The sequence below is a fragment of the Planococcus daihaiensis genome, assembly GCF_049262615.1.
Classification (GTDB): domain Bacteria; phylum Bacillota; class Bacilli; order Bacillales_A; family Planococcaceae; genus Planococcus.
This window is the reverse complement of record NZ_CP175504.1, coordinates 2,073,494-2,097,019: the sequence shown is the minus strand read 5'-3', so window position 1 is coordinate 2,097,019 and position 23,526 is coordinate 2,073,494. Positions and strand designations below refer to the sequence as shown.

Sequence of the window (23,526 nt, the reverse complement as noted above, 5' to 3'; positions counted from 1 at the left end):
TGAGGATTTTCCCTTTCTGGATATTCGTAAACCTGAGAAGGTACTGCGAAAAAGATTCGCCCGGAGCCTATTCCTGAAGTTCAGGGCTTATCGGGAATGCTTTTTTATCCAGTTCAGGATGCGCCTGTTTCAAAATGGACGGCCGCATCAGATAGCTGGTCAAAATGATGAGGCAAATGCTGCTGCCGATCACAACGTATTCGGCCGGCATCACATCATACAGCAGGCCGAACAGCAAATAGCCGAGCGGCATCATGGCCATTGCCATCGATTCCAGAATTCCGAAGACGCGCCCCCGGTATTCCTCTTCCACATCCTTTTGCATCATGACGCCGATTGGTGTATTGACGAATACATTCGTGATGCCGAAAACGAGCATCAGGAACAGGAAATAAACCACCGCTGCCGTATAAGTAAAGTCGAAAATCAGCGGCAAAGCCATTCCCGCCAATAGCACCGACATGCCGAGGATGCCACGCTTCGCAAACTGCAGCGGAAATTTCACTTCTTTCCTTATGGAAAAGTAAACGGATGAAGCGAGCATTCCCGCCGCAATCATCGCTTCGATAAACCCGAAATGGGTGGCTTCGATTTTTAATTCCTGAACAGCGATAAATGGCAAACCGATCATCAACGCGGAAAAGAAGAAATTGACCCCAACCGCGACTGTCACAATGACCATCACCACCCGGTTCGACCTTAAATAAGCGAAGCCTTCCTTCATTCCGGCGACCATCGATTTCTTCGCTTCGCCGGCAGTATCGGCAACGCGGTTCGTAAACAACTTGAAATCCATCGTCGATTCAAGGGCTACCGCCAATAAATACGCAGACACCTGGATGACCAAAAAGACGTTCATCGAAACAAAACCGAATAGAATTCCTCCGACAACCGGACCGCCGATGGTGGCAATGGCAATGGCTGATTGGTTAAAGCCCATCGCTTTCTGAATCCGCTCCGAATCGATCAGATTGGCGATCGAAGAAGAAAATGTGACGCTGGCGAACATGGAGCTGATGGAAATGAGCGCAGTTGTCGTGTAAATCGCAGGCAACGACAAACCGGCGACGATGCTATAGAGAAGCAGACCCGCAACCGACAAAGCACTGGCAAACTGGGCCACAATGACAATCGCTTTTTTCGAGTAATTATCAGCGACATAGCCCGCAAATGGTGCCATCAAAGTTCTTGGCAGGATGCTGCAAATCAGATTGATGGCAAAACTGGCGGCGGAACCGGTAAGTGCCAAAACATACAAACTGATGCCGAACGTATAAACCGAACTGCCAAACGTTGAGATAAGTTTGCTGATGGTAAACGTATACAGATGATAAGTGGCGCGTTTGAGTGCTGCTTTTTCACTCATGGTTTTCACTCTCCAAATCAAAAGTTTAATTTAATTAAACAAAATATATCACGCTTTTTGTGGCATTGCAAGCAAAAGTTTAATATAATTAAACTATACTGAAAAGCAGGTGAGAACATGGCTTCATTAGGTGAACGCATCCGGAAATTGCGCAAAGAAAAAGGCCTTACCTTGCAGGCTCTTGCCGGGGAAGAGCTCTCAAAAGGCATGCTCAGCCTCATTGAAAACAATAAAGCGAATCCGTCCATGGAAAGTCTGGCGTATATCGCAGAGCGTTTGGACATCAATAAAAACGAGTTATTGGAAGACGTCTCCCCTTCTGAATTACGGGAACTGCTTCAGCAAGTTGAAAAGATTTACCTGCGCTTGATGGATGATATGACTGCCGCCTTCCAAAAGATTACGGATTTGATCGAACCCTACTCAGATCAATTGCCTTATCGCTATGAATCGGCACGCCTGCTCGAAATTTACAGCCGCTGCCTTTATTATATGAAGAGAGACGGCTGGCAGACTTACCTCCTGCATGCCGAAGAAATGTATGAAGGGCTTCATCTCATGAACAACAGCGCAGACATTCAATTATTCCGGGCGATGCTCAAATTCAATGACCATGACTACGAAGAATCGTTGAAGATGCTCAAACATTCGCGGAAAGTTTTTGAAGAACGCGGAGTGGTTCTCGATTCGCTGAAAAAGCTGGATTTCGATTTTTCGGAGGCCATCCTGCATTTGGCGATTGCGGAAGACGAAGATGCCTTGAAAATCATTGAAGAGGCCATCAATTATTCGAAAGAACACCAAATCTTTTACAAGATCGATGCCCTGTACCGAGTGACGGCTTTCCACGCGATTTTGAAAGGCGACGAGAAACGGAAAGATTATTACATCAATAAATTGCGGGTATTCGCTGATTTCACAGACGACTCCAAAATCGATCTGCTGCTGGATCTCCTGGAAGCCCATTACCTCAATTCGTTCAAACACGATTACGAAGGGGCATTGACCATTATCGACAGGAACATGGAAAAATACAGTGATGAGGAAACTTCCTCGTTTTATATTGAAAAAGGGAAAGCCTTATACGGCCTCGGCAAACTGGATGAAGCGTTGCCGTGGCTTGAGAAACACAAGCTTTGGGAATTTATGCACCACCCTTATGATTTGCTGATGAATTACGAAAAAGATGCCTATCTGGCATTGATTTACGCGGCACAAGGCCGGCACGAACTGGCTTTCGAACACGCCGCCATTGCCAAAAAAAATGCCGATCCGATGCCGGACCTGCCCTATAAAAAGTTCATCCTGGATGTTTACAATAAAATCAATGGACAATAAAAACCCGCCGATCGGCGGGTTTTTCATTTTATTTCCCTATTTTCTGAAATGCATCTTCAATGGCATAATCGCTCAACTCGATGTCTGCCCCACTCCCCATCGCCAGTTTTGCCAGCTGTGCACCTAGGAACGGTCCGGCTGTCAGACCGGAAGAACCGAGGGCATTCGCCGCGAACAGATTGTCATGCCCCGGCACCGGGCCAATGAATGGCAACGCGCTCAGCGTCGAAGGCCGGAAACCGGTGCTCGCGCCTGTCAGTTCGGCAGCAGCCAAACCGGGCACTACATCGAGCACTTTATCGAGGATGTGATGGATGCCGCCCGCCGTCAGTTTGGTATTGAAGCCGGCGTCATTTTCATGGGTTGCACCCGCAATGACGCGGCCATTTGCGAACGGCACAATATATTGCCCGAACGGCACCATCGCCACCGGCCAGTCGCCCGTTGCCGATTCTTCAAGCTGCAACTCGAGAATCTGTGCTTTTTGCGGAACGACATCCATCGCGAGGCCAAGCGGTGCAAATAGTTCCGGTGCCCATGCGCCTCCCGCCGAGACGATGCTGTCGGCGTAAAATCTCCGGTGCTGCGTCTCTGCACCAATTACTTTATTGTTTTCAATAAGAAGCTTTGCATCTCCTTCAACGATTTCCGCTCCGAGCTTCCGGGCCGCACTGATCAAAGCATCCCGCACGGAACGCCCATCGACCCGCGCGGCCCCACTGACGTAGAGAGAACCATAGTCAACTCCTGCATGCGGAAATAAAAGTTTCGTCTGTTCCGCATTCAGCCGTTCGATAATGCCCATCTCCGGTGCATCTTCTTTTCGCTCACGCGCTTTTGCTTCCATCTTATCCAATTTGCTGTCTTCGTGGATGCTGACGATGCCGACCTGTTTATAACCCGTGTCACTCTCACCGAGCGCTTCCAGTTCTGTTATCAGCTCCGGATAATATTTGGCACCGCTTTTGGCCAGATGATACCAGGCTTTATTGCGGCGCTGGGAAATCCACGGACATACGATGCCCGCTGCGGCTCCTGTTGCCTGTCCGACATCGGCGCGGTCGATCAAGACGACTTTTGCTCCAGCCTTTACCGCTTCATAAGCTGTCGATGCGCCGAGAATTCCGCCACCGATAATGATCATTGACTTCATATTTTCACCTTTTCCTCACTCTATCTGAATTTCATTTTAAAGCACAACTGCAGGAGACTCAACTTCTCCGGGAATCGGCCTGTTCTGATTCAATTTCTGTATTTGAGGGTAAAGCATGAAATAGAAACGATAAGATGACAGGAGGAATTTGAAATGGAAAAAAGCAAAAGCACTGAAGCCATCCTGCCGGTGACTTCTATAAAAAGTGGTGCGGGGGTTGAAGTCGCGCCGGATGTCTATTGCTATACCAATCAGGTCGTCAATCTTTTCTTCATTGGAGATCCGAAAGTGAGCAGTGATTATATTCTGGTGGATGCCGGCATGCCGGGCTCCGCTGCTAAAATTCTGCAGGAAGCTGAAAACCGGTTTGGGCCTGATCACAATCTTAAAGCGATTATACTTACACATGGACACTTCGACCATGTCGGCAGCATCATCGACATTCTTGAACAATATCCAGTGCCGGTTTATGCACATCCACTGGAATTTTCATATTTAAAAGGCACCACCGATTATCCGCAGCCTGATGCATCGGTTCAAGGCGGACTCGTCGCCAAAATCTCGAAAGCATTCCCGGTGGAAGCCATCGATATTTCGAAACATTTGAAAGAGTTGCCGGCAGATGGCTCGGTTCCTGGCATGCCGGGCTGGCAATGGCTTCATACGCCAGGCCATTCAGCAGGACACGTATCCTTGTTCCGAAAAGCCGGCAAATTGCTGATTGCCGGAGACGCTTTTGTGACGGTCAAACAGGATTCGCTCTATAAAGTTCTGACACAGAAAAAAGAAGTGTGCGGTCCCCCTGTTTACCTGACGACCGATTGGCGGGCTGCCTGGGAATCGGTGGTCAAACTGGCCGAATTGCAGCCATCCATTGCGGCGACCGGCCACGGCAAACCGATATACGGTTCCGCCTTGGCAGAAGGGCTTGTTGACCTGGCGAAGAATTTCCAGGAGAAAGCCGTTCCTTCCCACGGAAAATTTGTGGGAAAATAATTTTATTGCCACCCGGAGAATAGGTCTTTATGTTTTTATCACATCACAAAAATCCTTTGTAAGCGCCAGTATTTGCTGGCGCTTTTCCTGATTCCGCCCAAGTTTTTACAATTATATTAATTTTCTAAATAAATGTTTATAGTCCCAGATCTTAGGGTATATAACATCGTAGTCCCATTTTTTATAGCACATGATTTAGGAATTTAGAATGGAGATGAACTCGATGATTAAGAAGGTGCTATTTGTTTCGGATCATGGAGATCCTTTAGCAAAACTGGGCGGTAAGCAAGCCGGCGGCCAGAATAATTATGTAAAGCAACTGGCACTTGCGCTGGACAACAAAGGAGTTCAAGTGGACGTCGTCACACATTGGTGTGAAGATTCTGCCCCGCGTATCGAAAATTTCGGCAAAGCATGCCGTGTCATCCGGATTGAAGCCGGATATAAAGGGTTTGTTTCAAAAAACGAAATGCATTCGATGCTATCCGCGTTTTACGATGAATTGAAAGAAGCATTGCCGCTCGATACCTACGACATTGTTCATACGCATTATTGGCTGTCGGGATTAATTGGCATGCGATTGAAAGAAGAATTTAATCTGCCTTTCGTCCATACATCCCATTCACTTGGCTGGGCAAAAGAAGAAGCCACAGGAATTGAAGATGATACACGGACACAAGCTGAGACTGCAATTCTGCAAAAAGCCGATCAGGTATTGGCCACTACTAACAGCGAAAAATATTTGATCAAAAAACAAGTCGATTCCCCTTCTCCCATCAAGGTTATCCCCATCGGTGTTGACGAAGCATTCAGAGTGCGCGGCAGCCGGACCCATATTCGTAAAAAACTCGGCTATTCCAGCCCTCTATTCGTCTTCGCCGGAAGACTGGAAGAAACGAAAGGCATTTTCACCTTGCTCAATGCCTTTAAATTACTGGTTGAAAAAACGTCAGAAACTTCCCAGCCGCGGCTGGTGCTGGCAGGCGGTGAACCCGATGCAATCGATCCCGTAACCAATCTGCCGAAAAGCCATAAAATCAAAAAAGCATTGCGCGGCATTGAAGAGCACGTGGAATTCCTTGGGCCCAAATCCCAGGAAGAATTGGCGCTTCTTTTCAATTCTGCGACAGCAACAATTGTTCCAAGTTTCTATGAATCCTTCGGAATGGTCGCAGCAGAAGCGCAGGCATGCGGAAGCCCGGTCATCGCATCCAATGTCGGCGGACTTAAAAACGTTGTACAGGACGGTGTAACCGGTCTTCTTGTGGAAACCAGAAACGCAGTCGACCTGGCGGTGGCGATGGAAGTCATCTCGGTCAACTCCCTGTTGGCACAAAGACTTAGCCGACAAGCCGTGGAAGTGGCCAAAAAAGATTTTCATTGGCCATTAATTTCAGATAGAGTATTGAAAATGTATGAGGTGGTAAACAATGAACAACGCAACCCATTTGTTGGCAACCGATTTGGATGGAACATTGGTCGGTGACAGAAAAGGTTTGAACAGCCTTCTTGGATTTTACGAAGCCCAAGAATACGAGGTTTCGCTTATCTATATCACCGGACGCCATTTCCAGTCGGCCCTGTCATTGATCGAAGAAGAACATCTCCCTATTCCCGACGTGCTGATTACAGACGTCGGCACAGAAATCCATATTGGCCCTTCTCTTAAAAAGGACCAGGTCTGGGAAAACAAAATGTTGCGGCAATGGCAGCCGGAAAAGATCGACACACTGGCCGATTCTATTGAAGGATTAACAAAACAAGATCTTCCTGTCACCAACCGCTGCTCGTTTTTTGCTGACACCAGCAATACCGTTCAGTCTTTCGAACAGCGACTCGCTTCAGCAGGAATTCCGCATAAGCTGATTTTCAGCGGCGGACGCGACCTTGATATCTTGCCGGCAGACAGCGGCAAAGGAGCCGCCCTTCAATATATACTCGATAAATTCAGCGCGCACGATGCGAAAATGCTGGTTGCAGGCGATTCAGGAAATGATAAGGAAATGCTGACAATGGGTTTCCCTTCTGTCATTGTGGGAAATGCCCAGCCCGAACTGCTCCAAAGTGCTGAAAGCCCGCTGATTTTCAGAGCTTCAAAAGTTTGCGCGGGTGGCATTCAGGAAGCCTGGAACCATTTTCACCCCGAATAAACAGCCCTTTCCAAACGATAAGTTTTGGAAAGGGTTTTTCTATCTCCCCTGACAAACCGTATTATCATTTGTTTTTTCGCTCAGATGGTTTATATTTAATGGGAAGGCCATATCATTCAGATGAATAAATGAATGGATGGTGCCAGGAAGTCGTACATAAGCATTCCGGGAATATCCATTGGAAAAGGAGGAATTTGAAATGAGTAAAGTTGCGAATCTGCAAAAAGAATCAATGGTCATGCTGAAAGAAACGAGCCGCACTTTTTTCATTCCCATCAGCTTTTTGGAACCCGTTTTAAAGAAGACCGTCGGCTCGGCATATCTTTGCATGCGTGCAATTGATGAACTCGAAGATCATCCCGAACTGGATGATGAAGTGAAAAGCCGTCTATTAAGAGAAACCAGCAAAATGCTTCATGTGCCCTTCGACCGGGAAGGCTATGAAGCAATGCTGAAACCATATGAACATATGCTTCCGGAAGTCAGCCTTCGCCTGGCCGATTGGATCAGCGTCTGCCCTCCAGAAATCACGCCGAAAGTGCTGGAATCTACAGCCGAAATGGCGGAAGGTATGGCGAAATGGGTAGACCGCAAATTTGTCATCCACACCCGCGAAGATCTGGATGATTATACTTATTATGTTGCGGGCCTCGTCGGAACAATGTTGTCGGATCTTTGGAAATGGCACGATAATACCGAAACCGATCCTGAACTGGCCATCGGTTTCGGCCGTGGACTACAGGCGGTCAATATGCTTCGAAACCTTGACGAAGACCGCGAACGCGGAGTGAGTTTCGTGCCCGACGGCTGGACCCGGGATGATATGTTCAATTATGCCAATGAAAATCTGGCGCAAGCCGATTTATATGTAAAATCGATCAAAAACAAACGCATTCTCATGTTCTGCAAAGTGCCGCTTGCCCTCGCGCACAGCACATTGAAAGCTTTGAAGTCCGGCAGAGAAAAAATGAGCCGAACCGAAGTGGAAGGCATCGTGGAACAATTGAAGGAACAGGAACAAATTCATTAAACCGGCCGGCCCGTTTCTTTTGAAGCGGGTTTTTGTTTTATGCCAACGCTTGTTTTCCATCTTCTTCTTATAAAGAATTAAATGGGTTATACTGTAAACACAATGCATTTTGTAAAAAGGGGAAGTAACATGACCTTCACTATTATCAGCTTTTTATCTGTCACCATCTTCATATTGAATATTTTCCTTGCCGCAGCACTGGTTTTCCTGGAACGACGCGATGCTTCTTCAACATGGGCGTGGCTCTTGGTGCTGTTTTTCATCCCGATTGCCGGCTTCTTCATCTATTTACTGCTGGGCAGAAAACTAAGGAAAAAAACGTTGTTCAAATGGGAAGGCCGCACCCGCGTCGGGATTGAAAACCTGATAGCCCATCAGATGAATGAATTGCATGACGATACATTCCATTTCAGAAATAACACCTCGAAGGAATACAAAGATTTGATTTATCTTCACCTTCGCAATAACGGTGCGGTCCTGACACAAAATAATGATGTACAAATTTTCAATGACGGCCGCGAAAAATTCGATGCCTTAGTGGCAGATATCGAAAGCGCGAAACACCATATACATATCCAGTATTATATTTTCAGGCTTGACGAATTGGGCACCCGCGTTATGGATGCCCTGCTTGAAAAAGTGAAACAAGGTGTCAAAGTGAGGCTGCTCTATGATGATATGGGGTCACGTACGCTGAGCAAAAGACATTTCAAAGAGTTTATCAGACAGGGCGGAGAAGTCGAAACTTTCTTTCCTTCCAAAGTGCCACTGATCAACCCACGCCTGAATTACCGCAATCACAGAAAAATTGTCGTTATTGATGGCTGCATCGGTTATATTGGCGGGTTTAATGTCGGGGATGAGTATATCGGACTCAGCAGGAAATTCGGCTATTGGCGCGACACGCATCTTCGTGTTGAAGGCGGCGCGCTGCATCCGTTGCAGACCCGCTTTATCCGGGACTGGAACCAGGCTTCCACCCGCCAGGACATCGAATATGACGAAATTTATTTCCCGGCAATCGCCGAAAAAGGGAACGCCAGCATGCAAATCGTTTCAAGCGGCCCCGATGAAGAATGGGAACAGATCAAAGACGGTTATATGAAGCTCATTAATATGGCCGATAAATATATTTATATCCAAACTCCTTATTTCATCCCGGACGCAAGCTTCTACGACGCCATCCGAGTGGCCTCTTTATCGGGCATCGATGTCCGCGTCATGATTCCGAATAAACCCGATCATCCTTTTGTTTACTGGGCTACGTATTCCTATGCCGGCCAGTTGTTGCGGGCGGGTGCACGAGTGTTCATCTATGATAATGGCTTCCTTCACACCAAAATGATTGTTGTGGACGGCAAAGCTTCGACTGTCGGCACAGCCAATATCGATGTCCGCAGTTTCAAACTGAATTTCGAAGTGAATGCCTTCATTTACGATGAGGGGATTTCCACAGAACTCGCCCGGCTGTTCCATCAGGATATGGAGTTGTCCTCGGAATTGACCATGCAAATGTATTACGAGCGAACCAAATTGATCAAAACAAAAGAGTCGATTGCCCGTCTATTGGCACCGATTTTATAAGAAAATTCAAAAGGCACCGATGGGTAATTTTTACTTACCCCCGGTGCCTTTTGCTCTATATTATTTCCCGGGAAATAATTGTTATTCCGTTTCCAGGTACTCTTCCAATGTAATATCCGCTTCGAAAATCTCCGTTGCCACTTGTACGCCGACATAACGGAAATGCCAGGATTCGTGCATATAGCCTGTCAACTGTTCTTTGTCTTCCGGATAGCGCAGGATAAAGCCGAATCGGTGCGCATTTTCAGCGACCCATTTTCCTGCTTCTGTCTCCCCGAAAGTGGCTTTTGCCCAGTGCTGTTCCTGTCCGGTTTCACCGATATCAAAAGCCAATCCGGTCTGGTGCTCAGAAAAACCGGGACGGGCACTGTAACGATCCGCTTTTTCCTCACCGTCTTTTGCAACATAGCCATCATATAATTCCTTCTGGCGATTAAAATCACGGAAAACGCTGAAGGCAGTCAAATCAATTCCTGATTCCAGAGCTTCCGCGCGCAACAAATCAAAAGCGCTTTTTGCTTCCGGATCTGTGCCAGGGGCATAATCGGAAGGCAGCGGATTTTGTTTGTTCGCAAGCAAAATCCCCTTCACAAAGGTCGGTTCTTCCGGCAACTCGATTGATTCCGGATAGACAGTCGCATCTTTTGTTGCTTCTTCCAACGCTTCTTCGTCAGAATCCGGAGTGATGGGAAGGTTCTCTTCAACATCTTCCGAATTCTCTTCTGGAATGACACTATCCTCTTTCTGTGCTTCTTCAATCTGTTCTTCTGCTTCCAATTCCGGATCAGTCGCCGGCTGCTCTGCAACCTGTCCGGTTAGCGCATCCAGACTGCGCTCCACATCCCAGTCGTGAAGATAGAGCCACACCGTAACGGACGCCGCAATGAGCAATGCGCCGATGATCAGAATCCATTTTATATAAGGCTTTTTATTTTGATTATTCATTGAATAGCGAGATTGCATAATTCTCCTTCTTTCTCTCAAGGTCTTTATTATTCTATCACCTTTATGCTTGAAATTCTCCCTAAATCAACGAACTTTCGATATACTGGAAATGACTTTTGAAAGATAAGAGGTAACAATGATGAACAATCAAAAATGGCTGTCGTTAAATTTTTTCGCTTTCTTCTTTACCTGGGGGATCTTCCTTCCTTATTGGACCGGTTGGCTGACAAACGATAAAGGGCTCAGCGTTTCAGCGGCCAGCATTATCATGGGTGCTGGCATGATTGCCCGCTCCTTGTCCACATTGCTGTTCTTCCCGCTGCTGACACGCCTGTTCTCGCTCGGCCGCCTGATGCAGATTCTTGCCATTGCTTCACTTATAACTATGGCGTTTTACATACCCGCAAATTCGTATGTGCTGTTATTTGCCATCACCGTGCTGTTCAGCTTCGTCTACCCGAACATTCTGCCCGCCATTGAAAGCGGCGCAACCGTGCTGATGCAAACTGACCGCATTCATTACGGCAAAAGCCGCTCCTTTGGTTCGCTCGGCTACACCGTGGCCCTGCTCATCGTTGGGGCGGCGACCGCGCTCTGGCAGGAGCAGGCCATCCTTTGGCTGATGATGGCGGGACTGTTGTTCATGGCGATTACCCAATCAGCCGTTTCACCAGCTCCTTTGACGATCAAACCGGAACCCAAAAACAAAGCAAGCAAAGGTGCGGTCGGCGAGCTGCTGAAATCGAAAGCATTCCTGACGGTGTTATCGGTTTCGATTTTGCTTCAAGGCGCACATGCCGCCTATTATAATTACGGCTTCATCTATTTGCAGGACATCGGCGTCAATAGCTTTTACATCGGAATCATCCTGAATGTCGCCATCATTTTCGAAATCGTCTTTTTTGCCAAGGCCGATACATGGTTCGATAAATGGAGCGTTTCTTCGATGTTTCTCATCGCCGGCATCGGTTCCACATTGCGCTGGATCCTGATTTTTCTGTTTCCGTCTGTCTGGGTGTTCATCTTTTCGCAGGTGCTCCACGCTTTATCGTTCGGCGTCGCCCATTTTGCATTCATCCGCTATATCTTTAAAAAACTCGATCCGCTGCATATTCCAGCGGCCCAGGGAATGTATGCTGCGGTTGCCATGAGCCTGAGCGTCGCGCTGCTGACCTTCATCGGTGGTTTCCTGTATGAAATTTCGCCCGGCCTGTCGTTCCTCGGCATGATTGCTTTTTCCTTCCCGGCGGTTGTTTTGGTGCTCATGACCAGAAAGAAATTCTCATATTAAGTATAGTCCTACCCCCACAAGCGATGTGTGTCCGCCGAATAACAGGGTATACAAGCTACAAGGAGTTGGGCAACGATGAAGAAAATTTCACAAAGCGACCTTCTCAATCTTATAGCCCGTTTGGATATGTTGCTTGAAGCACGCGAACAGGACAAACGGGAGTCAGATAGCACTGCAGCTTCAGCTTAAGAAGATTCCAAAAAATAGAAAATATTGAACAGACAAAAACAGCGCGTCCCCTAAAAAGGGACGTGCTGTTTTTATTCAAAAGCCTTAATTTCAAAAAAGAATCGTGCCAAGTACAACGAAAAACAGAATTCCGAAAATAACGGCCATGCCGAGCATCCATTTTGCTTCGCGGTCCATGCCCTTTTCTTTCATCTGGCGATACCTGAACGTATTGGTCATCACGAACAACACCGTCATGAAGAGCACCGCGATGTCCATATACCCCATCAACAGGAAAACCACCGCCAATATACTTAACGTGGCTATTCCGATTCCTTGCAGCATTTTTAAACTCATCTGTAGAACTCCCCTAGAAAGAAAGCCGGCATCCGATGCCGGCAAACTTCTATTATTTTTTCTTTTCCAAATCCACTTTTTCTTTTTCTTCTTCTTCCTCATCTTCTTCAACTGCTGCCAATGCTAAATCCGGGTGATTGGAATAGAACTTGCGGCCGATGAATGTCTGGATAATCAACAGGATACCCCCGACTGTCCAATAAACCGGCAACGCTGCCATTGAAGTGAATGAAATGAACATGATCATGACCGGCGAAATATAGATGAACATTTTCATCTGTTTCTGCTGCTGTTCCGGCATTGTCCAAAGTGAAATTTTTGCCTGGAAGAAATACACAGCCCCTGCAATCAACGTCATTGCGATATCGGGCTCCCCGAGGTTAAACCACATAAATTCATGTGTGCGCACTTCCGGCGAGTAAAGAATCGCAAAGTATAGGCCCATGACAATCGGCATTTGGATAATGACCGGCAAACAACCCATATTCAATGGATTGACTTCATATTTTTTATAAAGTCCCATCATTTGCTGTTGAAGCGCCATTTGCTCTTCTTTGTCTTTTGTCTCTTTCAACCGCTTCTGGATGTCTTCCATTTCCGGACGCATGGCGTCCATTTTGACCTTCATCCCCTGCTGGCGTTTATACGTGCGCAGCATGAATGGCATCAGAACCAGACGGATGATAACTGTAATGGCTACAATAGCCAACCCATAACTGCCGTTGAAAAGATTTCCCAGGTAATCAAGGGAAAAATCGAATGGCGCCACAAAAATAGTATAGAAAAAGCCTTCTTTATTTTCTATGGCCGCACAGCCGCTCAGGAACAGCACCGCTAGCGTAAGCATCGACATTAATATTAATTTCTTTTTCAAATTAGTCACCTTCACCTTTTTAAACTATTTAGAAGTATACCGCATACGGCAAGCATATTTCAAACCGTGAAAAGTCCCGACTTCAGATTCCAAAAAGGATTTGACAGCATTGTGGCGTCTACACCGAAAAGCGGAAGCCCCCGTTTAGCCGCTGGAGTCTGGACAGAGAAAAGCGACAGCGCCCGTTTAGCCGCTTTCAACCAGAAAAAGCCATAAAAAAAAAGGAGAATTTCTTCTCCCTACTTAGCGTTTGGCAATGTATATCTGAAATAAGGAATATGTTGGCTGTCGCGGAATTGCTTCGGCGTTACCGTCGTATATTTCTTAAATATGCGTGTGAAATAGCTCTGGTTGCAGAAATGGAATTGTTTCGAGATATCCGAAATGCCTTTGTCCGAATGGCGAAGATAATGCTGGGACTCTTCAACCCGGCGCACATTGAGATATTCCACCAACGTGATTCCCGCATGTTCACGGAAAATTCGTGACAGATGGCTTGTTGAAATGTGGAAATGCTTAGCCACGTCTTCAACAGACAAATCGCGTTCCACTTCGTCATTAATGAACATAACAACTTTGTTTACCGTCTGGTGTCCAAACGAAGGCTGCTTGCGTTCTGAAATCACAGAGATGAAAAATTCGATCAGTTCATCCGCTACATACAGGAACTCCGAATCGCTCATGCGATTATCCACTAATTCGATGCAGGCATTATTGAAGGCAAAAGCTTTTTTCGGCGGTACGCGCATTTCAAAAAGTTTGCGCGCCATGACAGAAGAAAGAACTATGTAATAGTTACGGATTGCACGGATTGTATCTTTGCCTGCATGCAATGAAATCATATCAATCAAAGCGCGAAGTGTCTCTTTTGCTTTTTCTTTTTCCAAGTGATGGATTTCATAGATTAATTGGGTTTCGGTTTCGAAAAACCTTTCCAGACCATCGTATTGGTTAAGATTTTCACTTTCGGCCATGAAAATCTTGGAGATCGTTTCTTGAATGGTTGGTACAGCAATTATATTCATCTTTTCCCCGTCTTTCTTTTCACAAGTTTTTATATTCACTTTATTAACTATATACTGAAACAATAAATAAGGACACAGTTTAGCTTAAATATATAAAGTTTTTTATGTAATATGGTCCACTACCTATGCCCTATCCATTGTTTTATCAGGAAATATCTTCCCTAAATATATACTAAAGATACCGCAAATATCATAAAAAATCTCGCTTTCTTTCTAAAAGTAACATACTTTTAATATAACTGAAATCCCTTGTATTGCCTGCAATAAAAAAATATCATTATTCTACCCTTCTAATTCCTCTTTTTCTGGTGGAATGAGCGCCCGAATATGGCGTGGCAGAACTTCAATTTTAAATGGCGTTACAATGCCTTCATCACCGTCAATATTACAGAGCAAAGGTTCTTTCGTTTTAATGGAAACTTTTGTGGTGTGGATGGCTTCAACAGCTGGATCCTCTTCCAATTTCCCTCTCCACAATGCTCCGGCGATCCGGATAAAGCCTGCAAGCTTGGCATTTTCCACGATATAGAGATGAAGCAAGCCATCATCTGTCAGAGCCTCCGGTGCCAGTCTTTCAAATCCGCCCACCGAATTGGTCAAAGCAACCAGCACCAGTTTTGCATCACCTTCCCAAACTCCGTGATCATGTTCAATTTCGAAATGCGTTTCTTCTTCTGATGTGATGGCCTTAATACCTTCTATAAAATAGGCCATTGCACCGAGCCGGGTCTTCTGTTCCGGTGAGACGGAAGAAGTGGATTCCGCGATATCCCCGATCGCCAATATATTCATGAAATAAATATCACCGACTTTTGCAATATCAACGGCTTTTTCCGTGCCGGTCTTTAAAGCTTCAATCGCTTCTTCAGGATCCAGGGAAATTCCCAGGGCACGCGCAAAATCATTGACGGTCCCAAGCGGAATCAAAGAAAACAAAGGCTGATGAGGCTGTTCTGCAAGACCCGAAACCGCTTCATTGATCGTGCCGTCGCCGCCCATTGCCACCACAAAGTCATATTTCTGTTCGCAGGCTTCCTTTGCAAAGCGTGTAGCATCGCTTTTTTTTGCTGTCTCTTTAGTATCGACAATATATCCCATTTCTTTAAGTGTTTTTTCCACATTTCCTTTATAATCAGCAGCTTTTTCTTTTCCTGCCGATGGATTCAGTATAAACATCGCTTTTTTCATCTTTTAACCTCCAATGGTATAATAGCTTCATTATTTCTATTTACCCTCTTAACAGTCAGTCTTAATCCATTAATTATTTATTATTTCCACGGAATGAGGAACAGCAATGCACGTTTTCATCTATGTCATCATTTTCTTTGCCTTTTTTGATCTGTTTGCCCAGTTGCCGATTATCAGTCCCTTTGCGATTGAGCTGCAGGCAACTCCGTTTCTGGCGGGTTTAGCGGTCGGCATGTACTCACTTTCCAATACGTTCGGAAATGTTATTTCCGGCATCTTCTCCGACAGAAAAGGGCCTTTTGCAATTCTTGTTGCGGGTTTGCTGCTGACAGCGTTTTTCCTCTTTACATATTCGTTTGCGGAAGGACCTTACAGCCTGCTTGCTATCCGTTTTCTGCACGGGTTGGCGGCGGGCCTCATCGTGCCTGCCGCCTTCACTTATTTAGCCAATCGCACAGATCATAGCCGCCGCGGCAAAGGAGCTGCTGTTTCCGGTGCTTTTGTAGGCCTTGCAGCAATTATGGGGCCGGCTTACGGAGCAATTCTCTCCAGCCGAACCAATGTACCTGACACCATGGCGGTTACGGGGAGCATGCTGCTCGTTCTCGGCCTGTTATCTTTTTTCATTTTGAGCCGCAACGTTAAAAAGAGAAAGGAATTGCCGCCTGAACCTCTTACTTTCAATATGATCATTCATAACTCCGGCTTATTGCGCGCGTTCTTGGGTGCTTTTTTCCTGATGTTTTCGCAAGGTGTGCTGGCTTATATGCTGCCGTTGAAAGTTTCAGGTCTCGGATTGCCTCCGGAAATGAGCGGTTTGCTGTTGAGCGTCTTCGGCATTGCCGCTATCCTGGTATTTCTGCTTCCGGTGAACCGGCTGTTCGATGCCATTAAACCTGTTTTCACCTTGATAGCTGGCTTTCTCATTATGGGCAGCGCGCTGTTCCTATTGAGCGCTGTTTCCGCTGCACCGCTGCTTTATGTCAGTATGATTGCTTACGGCATCGGCTTTGCGTTATTATTTCCTTCCATCAATTCCTTGCTGATTGATTCAACGACACCCGGGTCCCGCGGCAAAGCCTACGGTTATTTTTATGCCTTCTTTTCAATCGGCGTCGTTGCGGGCTCTTCGTTCACTGGTGCGCTGGCACTGACTGCTGACCAGGGATTCATAACCAGCGGCGTTTTGCTGATAAGCGCAGCCACCGTGAACTTTGCCATGCTGAGAAAATAAAGCCAAAAATAAAGGATGGTCCGCGGACCATCCTTTTAAATATTGTCGGTATTTACTTTGGGTTCTGGAGAAGCAGATTCTGTGTCTTCCGCTTTTTCCTTGCTTGTATCATTTGGCGACAATTTTGTTTTGTCTTCTTTCTGCTTATCTTCTTTCTGCTGCTCTTCTTCATTGTAATATTGCACAGATGTCATTGCGCCTTCCGAAACCATTTTGTTTTCGCGTGGTTCATCCGGTTTGGATCCATCATGTGCTGTTTTTTTATCGTCTTCAAGATTTTGAGATTCCATATATGAATTCACCTTCTCTTTCGCATTATTAAAAGCCAATGTTGCTTTTTCGCGATTTTCCGGATTCTTAAAATAGCTATAAGCTCCTACAGCCAGTCCTGCCAACAGCAGGCCTCTGCCTTTCCCTCTCGCCATCCGATCACTCCTCAATAATGTCTTTTATAAGGTATACCCTTATTCGCCTGATTTAATCTTTTTCGAACTGCTTTCCAATATCAGGTTTTTTCCAACTTCATATCCAGATGCGGAATGCCGTCTTCATCGTAGACATCCGAAATCGGATCGAAACCGAAAGATTGATAGAATTCTTTTAAATACAATTGCCCCTGCAAGCGGATTTCTGGGGACTTCCATTCCGTGAAAATAAAATCGATGCTTCTTTGGACAAGCTCCCTGGCAAGTCCCCGCCCTCTTGCGTCCGGGCTTACAATGACTCTGCCGATGGAAGGGACGCCGTATTTAATTTCCCCCGGAACGAGTCTTGCATAAGCAAGGATTTTGCCGTTCTCCCTGTAGGCCAAATGCATCGATTGCTGGTCGAGATCATCCAGTTCCGGATACGGGCAATGCTGTTCAACCACAAAGGTGTCCACGCGCAACTTCAAAATCTCATAAAGTTCCAAGACAGTCAGATCTTTGAATTCGTATACTTCCCAAGCCAAATGCGTTCCCTCCTTTAGTCTCTATTATTCCACATCAGTGGCTATTCATGGGGAATTTTGATATGATGACGAAAAGAATTTCAGGGGTGATTGTATGATTCGCACAGGTACTTCAAAAGATATTACAGCTGTTCAGGAAATTGCTCATATCAGCTGGACTGACACTTACCACGACATAATCCCAATGAATATACAGCAAAATTTCTTAGATAAATCCTATTCCGTTCCCATGATGGAAATGCGCCTGAAAAAGACGATCCTGCTTTTGGCTGAACATGAAGGTGAGCCGGTCGGCTTTGCCAATTTCACGAAACTGGATGATGACGGTGACGCCGAATTGATCGCACTTTATATGAAACCCGAACACCAGCGCAACGGCTATGGAAAAATGCTGCTCAACAGCGGCTTGACCTATCTGCTCGATGGTTCCAATCTATTTGTTTATGTGGAATGTGACAATCATAAAGGCCGCAGCTTCTATGAAGCAAACGGTTTTGAGTTTGTGGAAGAATTCGAAGAGCTTTTCGAAGGCCACCCGCTCCAGACAGCCAAATATGTTTACAATTTAAAAGCACCCGCTCTGTGAGCAGGTGCTTTTCATTTACTTCATTAAAGTGGACGATAAGGTGAATCATCGTCGCGCCGTGCATCTTCTTTACGGAGCATATCATCTGTTCTTGTTTTTGGAGCTTCATCTTCACGGTTGACCGAATCACTTCTTCTGCCAACAGTGTCATCGTGGTAAACCGGGTCTTCTTTTCTATACAGCTCATCTTCACGCATAGGCGGCTTGCGGACAAAGCACATGATTGCTGCAATATAGAATAGAATTGATGTCGGTGTCATAACGCCAGCCAGTAGACCGGCAAGGATAAAGAATATCCCGGCAAGTTGCGCACTGCGGATTTTCTTCAAGTTCATCAACGCCACAATCGCGAAGATCGTGCTGAGTACCAATATCGCTACAGTTACCCACCCGATTATACCGGCACCTTCCACGAAGAAGTCCATAACCATTTGAGCTTCTTCAGGACTCCCTTCAAACATAGGATCATTCATGAAATCCTGCTGAAACTCCTCGAACTCGGCCGTGCCTTCCAATCCACTGAGGCTTGTGATCAGCCATACCAATAAAAGAATGGTGATAACGTTAAATACAGTACCAATGATGCCAAGAACTCTTTCTCCTGTTCTGCTGATGTTTCCATTATTCATCTTGCCAACCTCCTTCTTTTTTTGTAAGCTGCCCTATCCAATCATATGGCATATACAATAACTGGTTTCATAGAATAGAATTCCCTTAAAAAAAATGCTAAAACATGTTTAGTTTGCTTTTACCCGGGTATTTATTTAGTAACAAACAAAATTACAAACATTTGAGAGGGGTTCTATAAAATGGAAAAAAACTTAGTATTTAGCCAATCAGATTTCATGTACGGTGTAGGTGGAGCTTCAATTCTAACTGGTATCGTTTTCCTTATGACATTCCTATAAGAAATTGGAGGTAAGTATGAAAAATTACATAACCGAAACCTAGAAAAAGCAATCCACCCATTTGAATGGCGGATTGCTTTTTTGTGTTTTCGTGTCTATGCGGCAAAGAAAGCCGCTCCGATGAACTGCTTTATGACCGTTGCTGCTTCGTCGCAAAGAGATGGCCCCAAACCTTTTGGGGCCATCTCTTGCTGTCGCTTTTCTATCTATACTTTTACATCTTCATATTCATCAGAGCGCTCAAAAACAGCCACTACGTATGAACAAACCGGCTCTATTTTAAATTCTTTTTCCCGGGCATATTGAACAGCACGATCGACCAGTTTTTTTGCAAGCCCTTGATGGCGCAGTTCTTCTTTCACAAACGTATGCTCAATGACCATCACATCTGCCAATTGAGTCCACGTAATTTCCCCATTGACCGCACCGTTTTCTTCATTGCGGAATGCAAATTCTTCCTGGCCAAGCTCTATCATTTTAAAATCCATTTTTTCTCCTCCTCATTCACTGCTTGTTGATATTCAACGGACGCAACGACGCTTCAATCTCCGCTCGTTTAGGCTCCAAGAATGGCGGCAAAGCCAATTCTTCCCCCAAACTTTCAAGCGGTTCGTCTGTCGCGAAACCAGGTTCATCTGTCGACAATTCAAAAAGAATGCCGTTCGGCTCACGGAAATAAATGGCTTTAAAGTAATACCGGTCCACTTCCCCAGACGTCATAAAGCCATTTTCGCGCAGGTATTTATTCCATTTACTGTATTCTTCAAAAGTCTTGACGCGGAATGCGACGTGATGCACACTGCCGCGGCCTGGGCGCTCCGGTGGGAGATTCGGGCGTTCCTCTACATGTACTTCGCCGGCGGGGCCGCCTTTTCCTGTCGAATAGACAAAAATTTCTTCCATTCCTTCTGTTTCGGAAGGATAAGATCCGATGGGCTCAAAGCCCATAATGTCCGTCAACACCGCTGCCGTCCGGTCTTTTTTGCGCACCGTCAACCGCACATTGCCCAAGCCGACAATGGCATAATCTTCCGGAATTCCCGCTTTGGTCCACGGAATGCCATATTCAATGCCCGTTCCGTCATCAACCGTCAGCATCAATCTTGAGCCTTCGAAATCTTCAAACGTCAAAGTCTGGCGATTAAATCTCGTTTGAATTTCACCGTGCGGCACGCCGAATTCATCAAACCGTCCGAGCCAATACTGTAAAGCTTCTTCATTTTTTACGCGAAATGAAGTATTGCTGATGCTGGAAACGCCTGGATAAGTCCGTCCAGCCATCGGAATATCAAAATAGGTCATATCGGTTCCCGGCGTACCGACCGCATCCGCATAGAATAGGTGATAGGACGAAGTCGAATCCTGGTTGACGCTCTTTTTCACAAGGCGCATGCCGAGAATCCGTGTAAAGAAATCATGGTTTTTATCCGCATTGGCCGTAATGGCGGATACGTGGTGAATGCCTTCCAATTTCATAAATAAATGCCTCCTCTAATTATCTTGAATTCGAGATATTAACTAAATAATAACACCCGCCAACAGGCACCGCAAGAAAACGGCTTGTTGTTAAGGTGCGCCATACGAAGATGGCGCCTCCTTTGCGACAAGCAGTGCGCAGGAGCACAATCTTTGCTTTGGCCCTTCTGCGACGAAGCAGCGCAGCGATGCAGGAGCATAATCTTTGCACTGTCCAAAGCGCCAAGCGGTTTCAAATGATAATTCTTAAGGTCAACTTATAAATTACTGTTTTTCCGCACAAAAAAAGAACAACCTAAGCTGCCCTTTTTTATATTTTATTAATTGAACCAAGACCGAACCGTGTTCGCCAGGTTTCTGAAGAATTCCTTGACGCTGTTCCAAAAGCCTTCGTCATTGACAATATCAGTGAGTTTATCTTCAATCGTTTTGCTCAAATCCTCCAGCTGGGTCGACCATTGCGAAAAGTCGATGTCCAATTGGCGGATGCGGTCCATCAAATCGATCAATAATTGGCGATCTTCCGGGCTCAATTCGATTTGAAGCTTTGATAATTGCTCTTCTACAATCTGTTCCACTTCTTCGCGTGAAGCCGGGTTTTTTTCAGCAATCTGCTTTTTGATTTCAGTCAGCAATTCGCTGACTTTCGCTTCATCCACGTCTTCTGCAAGTTCCGTCGCCACTTCCAACTCGTCATTTGCAACGTCAGTCCGCTCCGGATCCAGTTGTTCGCCGTTCACTTCATAAGCTTTGTAAATGCCCACTAATGCGGAATGTCCCGTTACTGCTTTTGGCGCAGCAACTTCAACTGTGGCATTTTCGATTCCTGCCGTCAACATTGCGTTGGCGTACATTTCCGTCGTTACCAGCGTGATATTATCCGGTGTGACGATTTGGATGACGAGGCCTTCGCCTTCCTCTGTCCGTGTGATTTTCGCTGAAGAGAACATCCGCGCTCGCGGGTCGCCGTCTTTGATGTACGTGACAAGATCTTCACCGGTCACTTCGATTTCCTCGACTTCCGCCTCGTCTTCAACACTCAGGCTTTCGGAGACACTTGCTTTTTCATCTTCAGAAAGGTTACCTCCATAAACGACAATCGGAACGCCAAACTTCTCATTAATGCCGACATTTGCTGTTGCCCATGCAGGTGTAAGTGTTGATACGATTAAGATCATTGCTATAATTGCGATCAATTTTTTCATCTTTTTTTAGCCCCTTTCAAAGGAATAATACGAATCCGCTCCGGAAAGGTTGCATTAATGCTGCTGAAGTTTCGTCCAGCCTTCTTCCTGAACAATCCTGCGGTCTTTATAAAGTCTTCCCAAAGCACGCTTGAACGACGCTTTGCTCATACCGAACATTTCCTGGATTTCTTCGGGTGAAGATTTATCACTGAATGGCATCTGGCCGCCTGATTCCGTCAAATAACGCAAAACCGTTTCTGCGTCATCCGATAAACGCTCCTGTTTGCGCGGCAGCAGTGAGCCGTTCAATGTGCCGTCATCTTTGACGCCAATGATGCGAACCGTTTTTTCTTCACCGAGACGGGGTTCTTCTTCGCGCTCTGTTTCATGGACAAAAATTCTGTACATCTCCGGGACGGAAATCATGAATGTCCCAACAGGCAGCAAACGATATGCACGAGCCTTCAAATCTTGGTTATAGACCGAAGTTGGCGCCGGAACAAACAATTCATTGACCTTTTCCTCTGTTGCCATACGTCCGTATAAATCGCCGAAGCGGTCCGTCCGCAATGTCATGAAAATGTGGTCGCCCTGCTGTGGCCACAGCTCTTCGAATTGCGGCAGATCTGCCGGCAATAAATACACTTCGCGAGTCGTGCCGATATCAACGACCGCGCCTTCGCGTTTGGATATTTTCAGCACTTTTGCCCAGCCATAGATGCTTGGCAAAATATGCGGAATCATCGGTGTTGCTGACACGCCGCCCTGGCGGTTGCGGTAAAGGAATACTTCAATCTCTTCGCCGATTTCCTGTCCTTCTTCAATCTCTGATTCGTTCATCAGAACTTCATCGCCTGAACCGTCTGTTAAGATCCACTGGGACCCTGACCGGTCTTTTACTTTCAATACTGCTTTTTCACCTGGATGTAATGGCATAATGAAACCTCCTGTTTCGTTTAACTGTTCTTTTCTTCATTCTTGAGTTTTTCGAGCTTGTCGATAAATTGAGGATCTTCCTCCAGCACCTGGACAAGATCTGCAATGCGGTTGATCGAATTCCAGCTCAGGTGATGTTCGATCCCTTCGACATCATCGTAGATGCGTTCTTCCTCGACACCGATGAGGCGCAGAAACTGTTCGAGCAAATCGTGTCTTTTGACCAGCCGTTTGCCCAATTTTTGGCCTTGCGGCGTCAACACCAAGCCTCGGTAGCGTTCATAAATCAGATAGCCATCCTTATCGAGCTTCTGCACCATCTTCGTCACCGATGACGGCAGCACCGATAAAGCTTCGGCAATATCTGAAACGCGGGCGTAGCCTTTCTGTTCTATTAATGAGTATATGATTTCGATATGGTCTTCCATACTTGGAGTAGGCAAATTTCGTTCCTCCCTAACGTAGCTATCCTCAGTTTACTATACCCTCACCCGACGAACAACTGAGCTCTGTTGACTGATTCGATGAGTTTTTTTTGCGGAATAGGTTTGCTTGGTATTTTTCAGGGGTACATATTACTATCTAAGCAGAAAGGTCGGTGAGAACACATGGCTCGTATTTTATGGATTATTCTTGTAGTAGTTTTAGCAGTTTGGATTATTGGATTTTTAATGGACGTTGCCGGAGGATTAATTCACCTTCTATTAATCGTAGCAGCAATTATTTTAATCGTGAATCTAATTTCCGGAAGGAAAGGCGTATAGAAGAAGAGACGGCGAGGG

The 23,526-nt window shown here is 45.9% G+C and carries 25 protein-coding genes; 10 read left to right on the top strand and 15 right to left on the bottom strand.

Annotated features, from left to right (window positions below; all coding sequences use genetic code 11):
• Window positions 1–67: 67 nt before the first annotated feature.
• Window positions 68–1,366, bottom strand: a complete 1,299-nt coding sequence (locus tag DHX103_RS10275) for an MFS transporter (RefSeq protein ID WP_422122204.1) — start codon at window positions 1,364–1,366, stop codon at window positions 68–70.
• A 117-nt stretch (window positions 1,367–1,483) separates the two neighbouring features.
• Between DHX103_RS10275 and DHX103_RS10270 the strand changes: the two genes are divergently transcribed.
• Window positions 1,484–2,704 (top strand): helix-turn-helix domain-containing protein, encoded by a 1,221-nt coding sequence (locus DHX103_RS10270; RefSeq protein WP_422122203.1) that lies wholly within the window; start codon window positions 1,484–1,486, stop codon window positions 2,702–2,704.
• A gap of 28 nt (window positions 2,705–2,732) precedes the next feature.
• On the opposite strand, the gene DHX103_RS10265 is transcribed toward DHX103_RS10270, so the two are convergent.
• Window positions 2,733–3,857: an NAD(P)/FAD-dependent oxidoreductase gene (locus DHX103_RS10265; RefSeq protein ID WP_422122202.1), complete on the bottom strand. Its 1,125-nt coding sequence runs from the start codon at window positions 3,855–3,857 to the stop codon at window positions 2,733–2,735.
• Between the two features lie 153 nt (window positions 3,858–4,010).
• Between DHX103_RS10265 and DHX103_RS10260 the strand changes: the two genes are divergently transcribed.
• The 5 genes from DHX103_RS10260 (at window position 4,011) to cls (ending at window position 9,617) form a co-directional block, all read left to right on the top strand.
• Entirely contained in the window at window positions 4,011–4,853 is an 843-nt protein-coding gene (locus tag DHX103_RS10260; protein WP_422122201.1) for an MBL fold metallo-hydrolase, read from the top strand.
• A 223-nt stretch (window positions 4,854–5,076) separates the two neighbouring features.
• A complete protein-coding gene (locus tag DHX103_RS10255; RefSeq protein ID WP_422122200.1) occupies window positions 5,077–6,339 on the top strand; it encodes a glycosyltransferase in 1,263 nt (420 codons plus the stop codon).
• Window positions 6,284–7,003 carry an HAD-IIB family hydrolase gene (locus tag DHX103_RS10250; RefSeq protein ID WP_422122199.1) on the top strand — a complete coding sequence of 240 codons (720 nt, stop codon included), beginning with the start codon at window positions 6,284–6,286 and terminating at the stop codon, window positions 7,001–7,003. Before DHX103_RS10255 ends, DHX103_RS10250 begins: the two co-directional genes overlap by 56 nt.
• 199 nt (window positions 7,004–7,202) lie before the next feature.
• Complete coding sequence (locus tag DHX103_RS10245) at window positions 7,203–8,033, top strand: squalene/phytoene synthase family protein (protein ID WP_422122198.1); 831 nt, start codon at window positions 7,203–7,205, stop codon at window positions 8,031–8,033.
• A gap of 129 nt (window positions 8,034–8,162) precedes the next feature.
• On the top strand, window positions 8,163–9,617 hold the full coding sequence (gene cls, locus DHX103_RS10240; protein ID WP_422122197.1) for a cardiolipin synthase: 1,455 nt from the start codon (window positions 8,163–8,165) through the stop codon (window positions 9,615–9,617).
• 81 nt (window positions 9,618–9,698) lie between these two features.
• On the opposite strand, the gene DHX103_RS10235 is transcribed toward cls, so the two are convergent.
• Complete coding sequence (locus DHX103_RS10235; protein ID WP_422122196.1) at window positions 9,699–10,580, bottom strand: D-alanyl-D-alanine carboxypeptidase family protein; 882 nt, start codon at window positions 10,578–10,580, stop codon at window positions 9,699–9,701.
• Between the two features lie 121 nt (window positions 10,581–10,701).
• On the opposite strand from DHX103_RS10235, the gene DHX103_RS10230 reads away from it, so the two are divergent.
• A complete protein-coding gene (locus tag DHX103_RS10230; protein WP_422122195.1) occupies window positions 10,702–11,853 on the top strand; it encodes a 3-phenylpropionate MFS transporter in 1,152 nt (383 codons plus the stop codon).
• 279 nt (window positions 11,854–12,132) lie between these two features.
• On the opposite strand, the gene DHX103_RS10225 is transcribed toward DHX103_RS10230, so the two are convergent.
• From DHX103_RS10225 to DHX103_RS10210, 4 genes are all read right to left on the bottom strand, one after another.
• Window positions 12,133–12,378 carry a hypothetical protein gene (locus tag DHX103_RS10225; RefSeq protein ID WP_422122194.1) on the bottom strand — a complete coding sequence of 82 codons (246 nt, stop codon included), beginning with the start codon at window positions 12,376–12,378 and terminating at the stop codon, window positions 12,133–12,135.
• A 52-nt stretch (window positions 12,379–12,430) separates the two neighbouring features.
• Window positions 12,431–13,252 (bottom strand): membrane protein insertase YidC, encoded by an 822-nt coding sequence (gene yidC / locus DHX103_RS10220; RefSeq protein ID WP_422122193.1) that lies wholly within the window; start codon window positions 13,250–13,252, stop codon window positions 12,431–12,433.
• Window positions 13,253–13,491: 239 nt separating this feature from the next.
• The gene (locus DHX103_RS10215) at window positions 13,492–14,277 is read right to left on the bottom strand and encodes a helix-turn-helix domain-containing protein (RefSeq protein ID WP_422122192.1); all 786 of its coding nucleotides are present in this window, start codon (window positions 14,275–14,277) and stop codon (window positions 13,492–13,494) included.
• Window positions 14,278–14,559: 282 nt separating this feature from the next.
• The gene (locus tag DHX103_RS10210) at window positions 14,560–15,465 is read right to left on the bottom strand and encodes a diacylglycerol/lipid kinase family protein (protein ID WP_422122191.1); all 906 of its coding nucleotides are present in this window, start codon (window positions 15,463–15,465) and stop codon (window positions 14,560–14,562) included.
• 106 nt (window positions 15,466–15,571) lie between these two features.
• On the opposite strand from DHX103_RS10210, the gene DHX103_RS10205 reads away from it, so the two are divergent.
• Window positions 15,572–16,699: an MFS transporter gene (locus DHX103_RS10205; protein ID WP_422122190.1), complete on the top strand. Its 1,128-nt coding sequence runs from the start codon at window positions 15,572–15,574 to the stop codon at window positions 16,697–16,699.
• Window positions 16,700–16,734: 35 nt separating this feature from the next.
• Here DHX103_RS10205 and DHX103_RS10200 read toward each other — a convergent pair whose 3' ends face one another.
• Both DHX103_RS10200 and DHX103_RS10195 read right to left on the bottom strand, forming a co-directional pair.
• A complete protein-coding gene (locus DHX103_RS10200) occupies window positions 16,735–17,124 on the bottom strand; it encodes a hypothetical protein (protein WP_422122189.1) in 390 nt (129 codons plus the stop codon).
• An 80-nt stretch (window positions 17,125–17,204) separates the two neighbouring features.
• On the bottom strand, window positions 17,205–17,651 hold the full coding sequence (locus tag DHX103_RS10195) for a GNAT family N-acetyltransferase (protein ID WP_422122188.1): 447 nt from the start codon (window positions 17,649–17,651) through the stop codon (window positions 17,205–17,207).
• Window positions 17,652–17,745: 94 nt separating this feature from the next.
• On the opposite strand from DHX103_RS10195, the gene DHX103_RS10190 reads away from it, so the two are divergent.
• Window positions 17,746–18,237, top strand: a complete 492-nt coding sequence (locus DHX103_RS10190) for a GNAT family N-acetyltransferase (RefSeq protein WP_422122187.1) — start codon at window positions 17,746–17,748, stop codon at window positions 18,235–18,237.
• A 23-nt stretch (window positions 18,238–18,260) separates the two neighbouring features.
• Here DHX103_RS10190 and DHX103_RS10185 read toward each other — a convergent pair whose 3' ends face one another.
• The 6 genes from DHX103_RS10185 to mntR form a co-directional block, all read right to left on the bottom strand.
• Window positions 18,261–18,866 carry a DUF4064 domain-containing protein gene (locus tag DHX103_RS10185; protein ID WP_422122186.1) on the bottom strand — a complete coding sequence of 202 codons (606 nt, stop codon included), beginning with the start codon at window positions 18,864–18,866 and terminating at the stop codon, window positions 18,261–18,263.
• Window positions 18,867–19,351: 485 nt separating this feature from the next.
• Complete coding sequence (locus tag DHX103_RS10180; RefSeq protein WP_422122185.1) at window positions 19,352–19,633, bottom strand: GNAT family N-acetyltransferase; 282 nt, start codon at window positions 19,631–19,633, stop codon at window positions 19,352–19,354.
• A 16-nt stretch (window positions 19,634–19,649) separates the two neighbouring features.
• On the bottom strand, window positions 19,650–20,621 hold the full coding sequence (locus DHX103_RS10175; protein ID WP_422122184.1) for a ring-cleaving dioxygenase: 972 nt from the start codon (window positions 20,619–20,621) through the stop codon (window positions 19,650–19,652).
• A 320-nt stretch (window positions 20,622–20,941) separates the two neighbouring features.
• Window positions 20,942–21,826, bottom strand: a complete 885-nt coding sequence (locus tag DHX103_RS10170) for a DUF1002 domain-containing protein (protein WP_422122183.1) — start codon at window positions 21,824–21,826, stop codon at window positions 20,942–20,944.
• A 54-nt stretch (window positions 21,827–21,880) separates the two neighbouring features.
• Entirely contained in the window at window positions 21,881–22,744 is an 864-nt protein-coding gene (locus tag DHX103_RS10165; protein ID WP_422122182.1) for a S1 RNA-binding domain-containing protein, read from the bottom strand.
• Window positions 22,745–22,764: 20 nt separating this feature from the next.
• Window positions 22,765–23,187 carry a transcriptional regulator MntR gene (gene mntR, locus DHX103_RS10160; RefSeq protein WP_422122181.1) on the bottom strand — a complete coding sequence of 141 codons (423 nt, stop codon included), beginning with the start codon at window positions 23,185–23,187 and terminating at the stop codon, window positions 22,765–22,767.
• A gap of 165 nt (window positions 23,188–23,352) precedes the next feature.
• On the opposite strand from mntR, the gene DHX103_RS10155 reads away from it, so the two are divergent.
• A complete protein-coding gene (locus tag DHX103_RS10155; RefSeq protein ID WP_422122180.1) occupies window positions 23,353–23,508 on the top strand; it encodes a lmo0937 family membrane protein in 156 nt (51 codons plus the stop codon).
• The last annotated feature ends 18 nt before the right edge of the window (window positions 23,509–23,526 follow it).